At 37.0% G+C, this 13,488-nt stretch carries 15 protein-coding genes; 8 read left to right on the top strand and 7 right to left on the bottom strand.

What is annotated here, in order from left to right:
* Window positions 1–14: 14 nt before the first annotated feature.
* Window positions 15–140: an IS3 family transposase gene (locus tag IW16_RS26640; protein ID WP_394332457.1), complete on the top strand. Its 126-nt coding sequence runs from the start codon at window positions 15–17 to the stop codon at window positions 138–140.
* Window position 141: 1 nt separating this feature from the next.
* Here IW16_RS26640 and IW16_RS14080 read toward each other — a convergent pair whose 3' ends face one another.
* Genes IW16_RS14080 through IW16_RS14070 form a run of 3 tightly spaced genes read right to left on the bottom strand, consistent with a single transcriptional unit; the run spans window position 142 to window position 3,855 of the window.
* Complete coding sequence (locus IW16_RS14080) at window positions 142–459, bottom strand: hypothetical protein (protein ID WP_034745257.1); 318 nt, start codon at window positions 457–459, stop codon at window positions 142–144.
* Complete coding sequence (locus tag IW16_RS14075) at window positions 456–1,934, bottom strand: zinc metalloprotease (RefSeq protein WP_131327895.1); 1,479 nt, start codon at window positions 1,932–1,934, stop codon at window positions 456–458. The genes IW16_RS14080 and IW16_RS14075 overlap by 4 nt, the downstream gene beginning before the upstream one ends.
* Window positions 1,935–1,944: 10 nt before the next feature.
* The gene (locus tag IW16_RS14070) at window positions 1,945–3,855 is read right to left on the bottom strand and encodes a type VI secretion system Vgr family protein (RefSeq protein WP_051890269.1); all 1,911 of its coding nucleotides are present in this window, start codon (window positions 3,853–3,855) and stop codon (window positions 1,945–1,947) included.
* Between the two features lie 436 nt (window positions 3,856–4,291).
* Between IW16_RS14070 and IW16_RS14065 the strand changes: the two genes are divergently transcribed.
* The 3 genes from IW16_RS14065 to hisS all read left to right on the top strand — a co-directional run bounded on the left by IW16_RS14065 (window position 4,292) and on the right by hisS (window position 6,797).
* Window positions 4,292–4,624, top strand: a complete 333-nt coding sequence (locus IW16_RS14065; protein WP_034745253.1) for a single-stranded DNA-binding protein — start codon at window positions 4,292–4,294, stop codon at window positions 4,622–4,624.
* Between the two features lie 14 nt (window positions 4,625–4,638).
* Entirely contained in the window at window positions 4,639–5,094 is a 456-nt protein-coding gene (locus IW16_RS14060; protein ID WP_228376943.1) for an HRDC domain-containing protein, read from the top strand.
* 350 nt (window positions 5,095–5,444) lie between these two features.
* Window positions 5,445–6,797, top strand: a complete 1,353-nt coding sequence (hisS, locus tag IW16_RS14055; RefSeq protein ID WP_034745252.1) for a histidine--tRNA ligase — start codon at window positions 5,445–5,447, stop codon at window positions 6,795–6,797.
* 126 nt (window positions 6,798–6,923) lie between these two features.
* On the opposite strand, the gene IW16_RS14050 is transcribed toward hisS, so the two are convergent.
* A complete protein-coding gene (locus IW16_RS14050; protein WP_034745251.1) occupies window positions 6,924–7,502 on the bottom strand; it encodes an Imm26 family immunity protein in 579 nt (192 codons plus the stop codon).
* 434 nt (window positions 7,503–7,936) lie between these two features.
* Between IW16_RS14050 and IW16_RS14045 the strand changes: the two genes are divergently transcribed.
* The 4 genes from IW16_RS14045 to IW16_RS14030 all read left to right on the top strand — a co-directional run bounded on the left by IW16_RS14045 (window position 7,937) and on the right by IW16_RS14030 (window position 10,972).
* On the top strand, window positions 7,937–8,845 hold the full coding sequence (locus IW16_RS14045; RefSeq protein ID WP_034745249.1) for a PH domain-containing protein: 909 nt from the start codon (window positions 7,937–7,939) through the stop codon (window positions 8,843–8,845).
* Between the two features lie 12 nt (window positions 8,846–8,857).
* Window positions 8,858–9,712, top strand: coding sequence for a PH domain-containing protein (locus tag IW16_RS14040; protein ID WP_034745247.1), 855 nt, complete (start codon window positions 8,858–8,860; stop codon window positions 9,710–9,712).
* Window positions 9,713–9,727: 15 nt separating this feature from the next.
* The gene (locus IW16_RS14035) at window positions 9,728–10,363 is read left to right on the top strand and encodes a GNAT family N-acetyltransferase (protein ID WP_034745245.1); all 636 of its coding nucleotides are present in this window, start codon (window positions 9,728–9,730) and stop codon (window positions 10,361–10,363) included.
* Window positions 10,364–10,438: 75 nt separating this feature from the next.
* A complete protein-coding gene (locus tag IW16_RS14030; protein WP_034745243.1) occupies window positions 10,439–10,972 on the top strand; it encodes a PH domain-containing protein in 534 nt (177 codons plus the stop codon).
* 142 nt (window positions 10,973–11,114) lie between these two features.
* On the opposite strand, the gene IW16_RS14025 is transcribed toward IW16_RS14030, so the two are convergent.
* The 3 genes from IW16_RS14025 to IW16_RS14015 form a co-directional block, all read right to left on the bottom strand.
* The gene (locus IW16_RS14025) at window positions 11,115–11,351 is read right to left on the bottom strand and encodes a YtxH domain-containing protein (RefSeq protein ID WP_034745241.1); all 237 of its coding nucleotides are present in this window, start codon (window positions 11,349–11,351) and stop codon (window positions 11,115–11,117) included.
* A gap of 97 nt (window positions 11,352–11,448) precedes the next feature.
* Entirely contained in the window at window positions 11,449–12,291 is an 843-nt protein-coding gene (locus IW16_RS14020; RefSeq protein WP_034745239.1) for an isoaspartyl peptidase/L-asparaginase, read from the bottom strand.
* A gap of 255 nt (window positions 12,292–12,546) precedes the next feature.
* The gene (locus IW16_RS14015) at window positions 12,547–13,437 is read right to left on the bottom strand and encodes a cyanophycinase (RefSeq protein ID WP_394332455.1); all 891 of its coding nucleotides are present in this window, start codon (window positions 13,435–13,437) and stop codon (window positions 12,547–12,549) included.
* Window positions 13,438–13,488: the final 51 nt, after the last annotated feature.

Here is a 13,488-nt window from a genome sequence, read left to right as displayed (position 1 = left end):
TAACAAAAGAAAAAATGGGAATGGAAATATTTGAATACATTGAAATCTGGTACAATAAAAAAAGACGTCACAGTACCCTAAATTACAAAACAATAGAAGAATTTAATAATCAAAACGAAATTTATCAAAATGTAGCTTAACTTATACTGGAAATTTTATTTGCATATCCATTCCTTTGCTTTTTATATTTCCATTAGGATAGTATATTTTTGTTATTGTATAGTAAGAGTTTGGTGAAGTCGCTAAATAGCCTTTCCCATAAGTACCCTGATCTTTTTCTATATATGTCCCATTATACAAAAACTCTCTTAAAACATTAGGGTTTTCCTTTTTTGATTCATTAAATTTCACAGAATCAAATTTTTCAAATTTATTATCTATTTCAGGTATCATAAAATGTTTGTTTTGTGCTTTGCAGGAGATATTAACTAGTAATAACAGTAAAATATATTTTTTCATAAGCTTGTTATTTTAGAGTTTGCTGTTTTCCATTGCCACTTCCAAAGACTGTACCTTTGTTTTCCTAAATGATGAGAATAGTCCATGATATTTTCAGTTTTTGCATAAATATAAGTATACGCCGCATTAAGGTCTGCAACGCTATTCGTGAAGCTATGAGGAACTCCTTTGGTATGAAGAAATTCATGACTTGCAGTTTCATCATTCTTTTTAGCAAAGAGGACTACAAAATCAGCAAGAGCGTAACCGTTAAGGCTTTTGTAAATATTCATTTTATTTTTTTTTCCTCCGTTCTCACCCATATAAAAAGCAATGAAATATTTATTGTATTTGTATTCATTTTCTTTTTTACTTTTTAAATCCTCCTGAAGTTTTCTGTTAAGATAAAATACCAGGTTCATATAGTCCGTTGCATGCTCAGTTGGGATCGTATCTACAGCCTCATAATATGCCAATATCGTAGTGCCATCAACATATTTTCCTCCGGACTGCAGGTTTACATCGGTTGACAAGTCTAAAGAATAGGTTTCAACTTCAACCTCTATCAATGCCTGTTTCAGATATTTTTCAAATAGTTCTTTTTGCCCGATGGAAGATCCTATATTTGAGCTTCTTGAAATGATAGGGGTTTTTACTTCGACCAATAGCACTTTCGCATTCTTTCTTTTGGAAGAATCATTGGCCCAGACCTTCAGTTTACCGGCTAAGTGTTCAGTTTCTTTACCCTCCATATCTTTAGATATGGCATATACTTCTATAACCTGATCCGTAGAGAACTCTTCCAGACATTCTATGGTGACATAGTCTTTAAGGTCATGTTTTCCTTTAGATTTTACCGTGATCTCCATCGGATCGATCTTAAAGTGTGGATTTTCTTTAAACCTTAGTGTTTCAGGTTCTTCATCTGCTTCTACGATAAGGCTTAATAAGGCTGTGGTATTACCAAAACCTGATGGCACAAGATTTCCTGCCGTATCCTTTATAAAAGAAGGGTATACAGAAAGCCAGGAACAAAAATAATCTTCCGCACTGCCATCAGATTTTTTCTTCCAGGGGATGCTGTATACGCCATATTCGTTTCTTAGTTTTGCGAACATCACCGATGATGTTTTGAAAAAACCATCATATTCATTGAGATCATTTTCCAGTGTTTTAAAAGAGGCGTCTTTGTATTGTTCTGCAATAATTTCTTCGTAATAGGTGTCTCCAAAGGCCTCCGTTTCTCCAAGCCTCATCCAGTCAAAGCCATAATCTTCTCCTTTCCAGTTGTCTTTGGGTCTGAAATGGACTACACATTTCGCTGGGAGTTCCAAACCTTTGGCATATCGGGGCATTCCGAAGCGTATTCCTTTTTTAATGCCCTTTTCTTGGATTTCACCTTTCGACCTGCATATAATGTCAGATATAGAATACATATTGTAGTCATCTTCCGTTATTTCGGTAAGTTTACCTTTAATAATTCTCGTCCTGCTCATGGTTATGTTTTTAGTGAAATTTGCTTTTTTCAGCACTGTTGTTCTGAATCTCATTTTGCGCATGTCTGGTGATGGATGAGTTGCTGAATGTTTCAATTCCTTCATCATTATTCACGACAGTTTTTCCTTTCTTCGTTTCACTGCGTACATCGCCTTCTATCAGTTCCGTAAGTTTTCCGCTAATCAGATAACTCGCATTTCCCGCTACAGTATTGATATAATGTACTCCTACCGTCTGCGTATAATTCATTGTTGCTGATGTATTCATGTGATTTCCTGCCAATATACTGACGTCCTGTCCTGCACTGATGATGATATTTCCACCCGCATGAAGGATGATGTCTTTAGGTGCTGTTACTTTCACACTTCCTTTACCGTCCATGAAGCAGCTGCTTCCATTTGAATCTTCAAGAAGGGCGCTTCCTTCGCCATCATTAAAAATGGATTTTATTCCACTTCTGGTCTGTCTGGATTTAATCTGATTGTCGATTCCTCCGCCTACAGCAAGATCTCCGGGAAACATAGCCCCCATTGCAAAGGGAAAATCTGGATGATGGTATTCAAAACCGATCATTACCTGATCACCTACTTCGGGAATAGATACCCATCCTCTGTTTTGGGGTACTGCTCCGGTTCCTCCCGCATCTGGACTCATCATACGGATAAAATGAGTAGTATCATTCAGCTGCCAGCCAAACTTTACCTGTATCCGTCCCTGATTCAGGGGGTCTGCATTGGAGACAACAGTGGCTATCTGTGGTTCTGCTTTTGGAGTTTTGAATTTTGGTGCGGGAAGGTATCCGGTTCCTTCTGCGACGGCTTCAAATGATCCGGTATATATACCGTTGGTATCTAGCTCATGAGATATTTCGGTGATCATCAGTCTGGTAAAATAGGAGGTTTCACTGCTGTCGGGCTTTTTCATTTCCAAATCTGCTGTACAGCCCGGATACAGAAAAGGAATGCTTGTATTTCCTGAAACCTTAAAAACTTCTACAGCAGCGCTTCCCGCAGCACTTTTCTGGACCTCATCTACATCCAGAAATGTATTGGCATTAATAGGAGAAGGATTCAGTGACCGTGTTTTGTAGATTGTACCATTAAGCTCGTAAGCTTTCGCAGCAAGGTATCCCTGATGTCTGATATCTGCAGTTGAACTGGAAAATTTTTCGTTCTTGGCAGGGTTATAGCCGAAAAATTCAGGTTTGATATGGACGGCTTTAAGCTGTACGGTGATGTCGCTTACATGACTTCCGCTGACAAGCCGTATGGATTGTTCCGGAGGTGGGATCTTCCCGAAATGCAAAGTTTCCCCATCATAATACAACTGCTCTCCATAGGTCTCTGCCAGCCTTGACAGATAATTATAATGGGTTTCTTTATATTGCGTACTGTAGTTGATATAACTGTTATTCCCCGAATTTATGATATAGTCGAATTTGCCGGCATCCAGTGTTTCCCGGATGATTCTTTCGGCTATAATAGATGTATTCACAGGCTGGCTTCCTCCGAAGCTCTGGGTATGAATGGCAGAGTCCATCAGTATGGTAGGACTTTCTCCTTTCAGGACGATATCCCCAAGGCTCATCTTTTTCTGGCTGAATTCTACATGGGTGATCAGTCCTACAAAAGTTCTTTCAGGGCTGTTTTCCATATCCTTATAGGTAAAAACCAGGGTGAGGCGTTTCCCCAAAAACTTCATTGCTTCTTCCAGATTATGATTCTGGATTTCCTCCAGAGTATCATGAGCGAGACTAAGGTCAAAATGATGATGGCTTTTTATACTCTGTCGGAGGCTGAGGTGTTTGAAATGACGGATGATCCGTCCTTCAATGATAATGTCAAGTTTTACTACGCGGTTGATTCCCGGAATGTGATGCTCGGAAATCTTCTCGGAATTAGAGATATTTTTGTTCATCATAACGGTGTTTTTGAATAATAATTCATTCAAGTTAGAAATACTGAATTATTTAAACAACAAACTTTTTTGGAAATTTTTAAAAGAGCAGTATTTTGAAAATTTTCAGTTGTAAAGGTTTATTTTATTCATTAAAAAGGATATAAAGTAAAATGTTTTTTTAGAATGGAAATTGGATTTAGTTGGAGAATGAGAGAGGTTTCAATTCAAATAAGAGCTCATGAGAAAATAGGCTGTACAGATTTATTTTGAAGGATGATTTTTTTTGATAACATCTTCACCAATTTTTCTTTAATATCCATTTACAAACGACTACAAACGAATTTAAATAGTTTATAACCGACTATGGTGTCACCCGGTAACAATCTTTGCAACAGATATTTGAGAAAGACAGTGAACGTCTCTTATCTAAATTATTAATCTTAAAAATTTAAAAGCTATGTCACTAAGAAACAAAGTAACATTAATTGGTTACACAGGTAAAGAAGTTGAAATGGTAAACTTCGAAAGTGGAAATGTAAAAGCAAGTGTGTCTTTGGCTACTACCGACCATTACACCAATGCAAAAGGTGAAAAGGTAGAAGAAACGCAATGGCATAATCTGATTGCCTTTGGAAAAGCGGCTGAAATTCTTCAGAAGTATGCTCCTAAAGGAAAGGAAATAGCCATTGAAGGCAAACTTACATACAGATCGTATGATGATAAAGATGGCGTTAAGCGCTATATAACAGAGATTCGCGTAGAAGAAATTCTTCTTTTGGGAGGCAAGTAATTCTAAAAATACAAATGATGAAAGTAAAAGTTTTTAAAATTCGACTTCCTGAAGAATTTCTCTACAAAGATCAGAAGATGCTCGATGCTTTTCTGGAAGTGAACGAGATTATAAAAGTGGAAACCGCTTTTGTAAGTGATGAATGTTATTGGTCCGTTGTTCTGTATTTTGAAGAGCTGCAAACCGCTAAAAATACAGTGAAGGAACCAAAGGCAGTAAAATATACTGCAGATAATGAGTTTTTAAACGCTGATGAAGAAAAAATTTTGGATGCCCTGAAATACTGGAGGTCTGAGAAGGCTAAGGAACAGAACCTCCCGACTTACTTTATCGCGAGCAATAAAGAGCTGACATCTGTGGCAAAATATAAACCTGCAAAAAAAGAAGAGCTTCTGGAGATCAAAGGTTTCGGAAAACATAAGATTGAAAACTATGGAGAAGAGATTCTGGAGATCCTGGAAAGCATTTGACTTTTCATAGTGAATGATGATAATGCATCGAAAGCTGGGGAAGATTCCTTCCTCAGTTTTTTTATGTTTCGGAAAAGTCCTTGCAATTCCTTATTTTTGCACTGCTTATCTATTCAATCTGTAAAAATTATTCTAAAAAAAGGCTTTAGAGAATGTATGTTTAAAGTTTGATCCTTTATACATTTAAAATGATTTAAAGGAGAGAATCAAAGATTTTCAAAAACTTAAGTGTTCTTGTCAACCGTTTTTATAATGAACTTCAATAAAACTTAAGTGTTTTGCTTTGTAGTTGAGAACGTTTGGATAGGTTGAAGCATATATAATATTAATATCATTTATCAATTATAAAAATGAAGCCAAGTTTAGCGAAAGGAACAAGAGATTTTACAGCACAGGAAGTTTCAAGACGAAAATATATCATCAATATTTTACAGAATAATTTTGAATTATTTGGATTTCAGCCATTGGAAACTCCAAGCTTTGAAAATCTTTCTACATTAACAGGAAAATACGGAGAAGAAGGGGACCGACTGATCTTTAAGATTTTAAATTCAGGAGATTATACCTCAAAAGCCAACCAAGAAGATTGGGACAATAAAAGTCATCAAAAACTTATTGCTCAAATTTCAGACAAAGCACTCCGTTATGACCTTACGGTACCTTTTGCAAGATTTGTGGCCATGAATCATGGAAAATTGACATTCCCTTATAAACGCTACCAGATCCAGCCAGTGTGGAGGGCAGACCGTCCTCAAAAAGGCAGATTCAGAGAATTTTACCAATGTGATGCAGATGTGGTAGGAAGCGAAAGTCTGCTGCAGGAGGTGGATTTGGTTCAACTGTACCTGAAGTCATTCTCAGACCTTAAAATTCCTGTAACTATTCATATGAACAACAGAAAGATTCTTTCAGGTCTTGCTGAATATGCCGGGATTACAGAGAAGCTGATCGAGTTTACAGTGGCTTTGGATAAACTTGACAAGATCGGTAAAGAAGGTGTTGTTAAAGAATTATTGGAAAGAGAAATTTCTCAGGAATCCATAGATAAATTAGAATTTTTGTTTAACCAGTCAGATGACGCTCTGGAAAACCTTCTTCAGTTAAAAGAGAAATTTGCAGACAGCGAAATAGGCCTGAAAGGAGTTGAGGAATTGGAATTTGTTCTTACACAGTCTCTAAACCTTGGAGTAAACATGCAGAACCTGGTATTCAATATTACGCTGGCCAGAGGTTTGGATTATTACACAGGAGCTATTTTCGAAGTAAAAGCCGATGAGGTGGCGATGGGATCTATCGGTGGAGGTGGAAGATATGACAATCTTACCGAAGTTTTTGGTGTTAAAAATATTCCGGGAATTGGAATCTCATTTGGTCTGGATAGGGTGTACCTGGTCATGGAAGAGCTTAATCTTTTCCCTGAAGAAGCATCAACCAAGGTAGAATATCTGTTTGCCAATTTCGGAGGAGAGGGAACGGTAGAAGCGTTGAAAATAATCATGCAGTTAAGGGAAAAAGGGATCTCTGCAGAACTTTACCCGGAAAACTCAAAGCTGAACAAACAGTTTACTTATGCGGAGAAGAAGGGAATCAAAAATCTTGTTTTCTTAGGAGAAGAAGAGATTAAAAATAATACCGTTACTTTTAAAGATCTAGAAGCGGGAGAACAGAAAACAGTTTCTTTGGAAGAATTTTTAGGTCTTTAAAATCTTCTGAGAAATAGCTGCAAATATTTTTTGCATGTAGAAAATAACAAAAAAGATTGGCTGATTATAATCAGCCAATCTTTTTTTATTCAACAGTGGGATGTAATAGCTCCGATAATCCGGAATTTACATTTTTCCCCATACCGTAAATTGATTGTGCATACGTTCTGCAATTTCATGAACTGTTTTAATGGCGCCATCATCATCTACTCTGTATTCTACTGGTAGCTTGTGGTAATCCATCACTTCATCTTTTGACAATGAGCCTTTTAAATGAGCCATAACCCTAAATATGATATGGCTCATACGCCAACAAATTGATGGTTCAATATTGACCAGCTGCTCCGGCGTTGCCATTTTAGTTTCACCACCAATCCATATATTTTGACCAAATGCAAAAGATATGTGTTCATATCCAGATTCAGACTTATCATAATCCGGATCGCTGAATAATTTTTTCCATCTGGGAATGTCAGCAAAACGCATACTGCAAAAGATAGGTCTAAATAGCCTTTCTGTTGTTTTTACATCCGAAATATCCTTGGGAGGCTCGGTGTAAAAATGATCAAAAACCTCAATCAAATGACCTAAATTAGGTTTAATTAATTCTATATAGCGGGCTATAACAAACCCTTCTTCATTCAAAATACCGATTGCCGGAATATAAAATAAATCACCGGGATTCGGTTTTATTAAGCTCTTCATTTTAAGATGTCATTTGTTTTATCATGTATTATGTTTGAGATGGGACAAGATATGTTTTGATAAAAATACAGGATTTCCCGAATAGTTACAACATCATATCCCTATATCTGTTGGTTTGAAACGGTAGTACAATTTGTCTGGCTAATTTATAATACTGAAAATGACAGAGCAAGTTTAAAAAATCAAGCAGATTAGGGGCAAAAAATACTTCTTATGAATAAAACTAATTGACAGGTTGTAAAAAATACTTATTTTTAAAACAAAAATTAATACTAGTGGGGGAAATCATACCAGAGGAAAAATTTTCATCACAAAAGAAAAAATCACCTGAAAGATTATAATAATATCTTTCATTGTAAACACAAATTTGTAATTTGGATTAATGCAAATACTGTCTGGCATTTAATCATTAAACTATTAAACATAAAACGTAGATGAACACTGAATGTGCTTTATGCGGAACTCCGCTTACATCCATGGATACGCTTTTAGGCGAAAATAAACTGTCAGACGGAGGAATTCTCTGTAATAAGTGCCTGAATAAAGCTACAAATATCAATAAAGATCTTGTCTCTGATCTTGTGAATTACAGCATTGTTCAGATAAGAGATATGGTACTTGAAGGAGATCAGGAACCCGAGGTGGTTACTGAATCGGAGAGGGTTGATATAGTGGAGCCTTCCGGTCTGGACATTGTTCCGACACCATCGCAAAGTATTCAGTTTACGTATACAGCAGACGCACCCTCGCGACTTGATGAAATAAAAGATCAGATTGTAGCAACAGGAGCTAAACTCAGTATTTTTGTAAATAGTGAAGTGGAGGAACTGGTGAATGTTCTCGATAAAAATGAAAAACTGATTGCCATCGCAGAAGGTAAATATCTTTACAATGATTTGGAAGGAATTGTGATTGCAACGGAAAAGAGAATAATTTTCGTTGACAAAAAGTTTTTTGGTGGTGTTTTTGAAAATGAATTTCCTCTTCATAAAGTCACTTTAATACAGCATGATACAAGTCTGATATCTTCAACTCTGAAAGTATTTACGCCTGGCTTCACCGCAGAATTTAAATTGTACATAAAAAGCGCTGCCAAAAACTTCTGCGATGCGGTACAAAACCATATCAGTCGTTCTTCTGTAGATCAGATCAGACCACAACAGGCGCAGCCTATTCCTCAGCAAACAGTTCAGCAGCCACAGCAATCTCAGCAGAGTAGTGACAAAGAAACCTCCGCAGTAGTTTTTGAACAGCTGGAGAAACTGGGGAAGCTTCGTGAAATGGGAGTTCTTACGGAAGAGGAATTTGCAGAACAGAAGAAAAAACTTCTGGCTAAACTTTAAAACCAACAAAAAATGAGTAACACTTGTGCATTATGCAATGCTGAACTGACGTCAATAGATACTCTTTTAGGCGAAAATAAACTTTTAGACGGCGGAAATCTATGTAATAAATGCCTGGATAAAGTGAGCAGTATCAATCAGGAACTGTTGTATAATCTCAGCACATTCAGTATCCATAACATTAAAAGCCTTGTACAAAACGGAAAAACGGAACCGGAAAATCTGTCTCAGGAAAAAAGTATTGAACCGGGTGTCTCGAAATTTGAAGGTACACAACCCGGATTGGTCTCCAGTAGTGCTGATTCCCGCAAGTTTTATAAAAGGAGACTGAAAGAAATAAAATATGAACTGGAACAGGTAAACGCGAACCTGTCCATATTCACTAAAGGAGAGATAAAAGAACTTCCCGGAATACTCAGTGCAAATGAAAGAATTATTGCGGCCACAGATGCGCAGCTTTTAAAGTCTTTAGATGCAGGTGTTTTGCTGGTAACGCATCAAAGAATGCTTTCCGTGTCAAAGGGAATGTTTTCAAATGTGATTGTCAATGAGTATCCGAACGAAACCATTAACGAAGTCAGTATCGTAAACAATCCGTTATCTCCAATCATCAAGCTGCATACGGAAGATAAAATTGTGCAATTTGAATGTTTCTGTGACCGGGAAGATGCAGAACGGTTTTACAGTTTCATCAAAGAAATTTATAACAAACCGAAGCCTCACGATAAAACAGCTGAAGCCACTGAAGTATCTTCGGAGGCTATTTTCAGTCAGCTTGAAAAACTGGGAAAACTAAGAGAGAGCGGAATTCTTACTGAGCAAGAATTTGCGGAACAGAAAAAGAAACTCTTGGGCCAGCTTTCGTAACCATAAAGTAAGACGATGAATGCTAAAGTATCTCACGACATTCTGGAAAAATGGCTGACAGCATGGTCATTATCCAGAAAACTTCCTCTTCCTGTAAAATACAAATCTGGTTTTAAGGTAGAGGTAGGAGAGGAACAGCAAAAAGAGAGATATGTTTTTTCCGAACTCAATGAGGATTTTATCGAGCTTTCCCAGCAGATTGAAGAACCGTGGATCTATCTTAAAGTGTGTAATTCCCGTGATGAAATAAATAAAGTTGTACCCGAAAAGTGGAAAATACAGCCTCCCGGATATATGATGTCCTGCTTCGGATCAATGAAAACTTATGATTCACACCTTTGTGCGGGTTATAAAATTGAATACGAAGAATATAACTCTACAACAGCAATCAAAATCATGAACCAGAGCGGAGAACTGGCTTCTATTGGTCGTATTGTACTTGTTGATGATCTGGCTGTCTATGACAGAATTGTAACAGAAGAAATACACCAGAGAAAAGGTCTTGCTACATTTCTGATGCGGGAACTCGAGAAAATAGCCTTATCGAAAGGTGTTTACCATAACTTTTTAGTAGCAACAGAGGAAGGAAAGGCTCTTTATGAATCAATAGGATGGAAACTTTACAGTGATTATACCTCTATCGTAATTTGATGGGACTTTAAATTTTAAAACCAATCCAATTATTTTTCGGAAAGAAATAGTAATTTACGCTTCTAAACTACTGCTATGAGCGAACGATCAAGACTTGACGAAATAAAAGAGGAATTGGAAAAGTTGGATATCAATCCGACATTTTTTGCAAGAAAAGAGATCCGTGAATTACCTGATGTCCTTTCAAAAAATGAAAAAATCGTATACCTTGTTGAAGGTAGAAGCAAAGCAACAAAACATCATATTATTCTGGTTGCTACCGACAGAAGACTGATTTTCGTAGACAAAGAGTTTATGTATGGATTGAAAGTAGAAGATTTTTCCTACGATAAAATAAGCTCTATACAATATGAAACCGCACTGTTGTTAGGATCTATAGACATTCATGTATCAGATGATGTGGTAGCGATTGATGGTGTTGGTAAGTATGAGGCAGAATTATTTTGCGAAAAAGTAAGAGATTTCATGTCCCGTCCCAAAGAATATTTTCAGAATCCTTCTCAGTCAGGTACTTTAATTCAGCTGGAGCAGTTGGGAAAACTAAGAGAAAGCGGAGTTTTAAGTGAAGAAGAGTTTACTGAGCAAAAGAGAAAACTGCTTGGTCAATAGATTTTTATAAAAGAGATTAATTTTAGAATTGGCCCGTTAAAAGGCATGGAATCTGCCATTCGGCTATGATAAAGAAAAGTCATCGTAATCCTAAGACTGCGATGACTTTCTATATATGAATGTTAAAAAAACTAATATGCTTTTAGCTTAAAGAATCTTCTGCTTTTGTTTTTGCTTCATCTACTTTGTTCTGAACCTGGGAAGCCACATCATTAGCTTTGTTTTTGACATCATTTCCCCATTTGTTTAGATTATCCTTAGCTGTATTGATTTTATCCTTTACAGCCTGCTTGTCTTCAGGTGAAGAATTTTTGTATTTCCAATATGCTAAAGCACCAATACCTAGTAAAGCTAATAAACCTTTTGTCTTATTTCCCATGATTTCTATTTTTTAAAATGTGTATTAAAATTTGTTACTTATTAACATGTAAAATACGTGCCAAAAAAATAAATCAGATGATAAAAAAATGTTAAAATTATTGGAAGACCTGAAACGCTTCTCCATCAAAACTTGCGAAGACCATTGTAGGATAAGAATCCTGATGGCATATGTTTCCGTCTTTGTCAATGGCAATAGCTCCTGCGAATCCGTCAATTGTTTTAAGTTCATCAAAAGTCTTGGTAAAAGCCTGTTTCAGACTCATTCCATCTGTTGTTCGCGTAACGATTTTGGCAGCAGTGGCATTGCTTACGATGTCTTCGCCTACGCCCGTACAGCTTACTGCACAAATTGAATTGGCATAATTTCCAGCTACTGTTGCTGAGTCTGAAATTCTTCCGGGAATCTCAAAACCTTTCCCTCCGGTAGAGGTTGCTACGGCCAGTTTTCCTTCTTTATCCAGGGCAACGCAGCCTACGGTTCCTTTTCCTCCGTTTTTAAGTTTGGTTTCATATTCACTTCTTCTTTGCGGCAGTTCTGTAGAAAAGTTGTCAAAACCATGTTGAGACGCATAAATTTTAGCACCATTTCCGCCCAAAACTCTGTCATCTTCTCTGATCAGCTCTTTAGCGACCAAAATTGGATTCCTGACATCCTGAAGATTGATTACGCCGCTTAATTTCTGAGTTTCTCCATCCATAATGGCTGCACTCATCCTGATCACGCCATCACTCTGTATCTGCGAACCAATCCCTGCGTTATATAAGGGATCGTCTTCCAGAAGGGAGACAGCATAAGCTGCGGTATCAAAAGCAGAATGCGTCTGAAGATAGTCGAATGCCTGCTGAGCGATATGTTTTAAAGAATTTTGTTTTGCGGTTTTTACTTCATGGCTTTGGTCGCTTTCAGAGAAAAAACCGCCGTGGATGATAATTTTCATAAGATATATGGATTTCGGATGATGAGCTTCATGATCATGATTAAAATTTACGATAACTACTGCTCATCCTTTGTTTTCAAAAATATAGAGACAAGATAAGAATTTTCCTGATATCAGTATCGTAATATTATCTGTGAATTCTTCATTGCTTGTTTCTGATTGCAATGTTTTTTACCCTATAAAAAACCTGCCTTTCTTTTGAAGGGCAGGTTGAGTCTGTTTAATGATATTTATAGGGTATCTTTAATCCTAGGGCTATTTATCCTGCGGTATTGGATTAAACTGTGAATTCTCTATCGTCAGTTTTTTTGTGGTAAGATCGTAATGGTCGTTCATAGACATTACGTGTACGGTAAGATTATCAATTGAAATAGGTTCACCAAGGTTGATATTGGTAAGGTTGGTATCTTTAATGAATCTTCCGTCTACAAGAATGACAAGGCCGGAACCTACAGCAGTCATTACGTCATTATAGATAAAAAGTCCGGTATCTTCACCTAATCCTATTCCTAATGTTCTTGGATTGTTGACGACAGCCTGGAAAAGACGTCCGATTCTGCCTCTTTGTACAAAGTGGGTATCAATGATCACATTGTCGATTAATCCGAGTCCCTGCGTAGTCTTAATTTCACCTTTCAGGAGAGATTCAGAGCTGCTTCCCTGATAGATCATATTTTCAGAAGCTGCGGCAGCACCGGCAGAAGTTCCGGAATAGATAAAATCCTGTTCCTGATATTTCAGCAATATCGTGTCATGAAATCTTGTTCCACCAAGGATAGAAGTCAGTCTAAGCTGATCTCCACCTGTGAACATCACAACATCTGCAGCATTGGCTCTTGCAGCCATGGCATCAGAATTGGCTTCTTCACGGTTGTGTATATCAAGTATATTTACATTTTTGGCACCAAGAAATTCAAAAGCTTTCTTATATTCTGTACCTACAATTTGAGGGATCTGTGAGGCTGTCGTTACAATTTCAATGACAGAGTTTTCCTTATGCTTAGATTCATTAATGATCTTTCGCAAGATTCCTCTTTCAAAGAAATTAAGGTTTTTTTCAATGTTCTGATCGAAATCGGTTTCTGCAAAACTTCCTTTGTTTACAGCGCCTCCGATAATAATTAATTTTCCAACGGGTCTCATCATAGTGTGCAAATTTAAAAAATATTTAACATTTGACGAAATTCATGCCACATT

Source organism: Chryseobacterium vrystaatense (assembly GCF_000737765.1).
In the GTDB taxonomy this organism is placed as follows: domain Bacteria; phylum Bacteroidota; class Bacteroidia; order Flavobacteriales; family Weeksellaceae; genus Chryseobacterium; species Chryseobacterium vrystaatense.
This window is presented reverse-complemented; position numbering and strand designations above follow the sequence as displayed.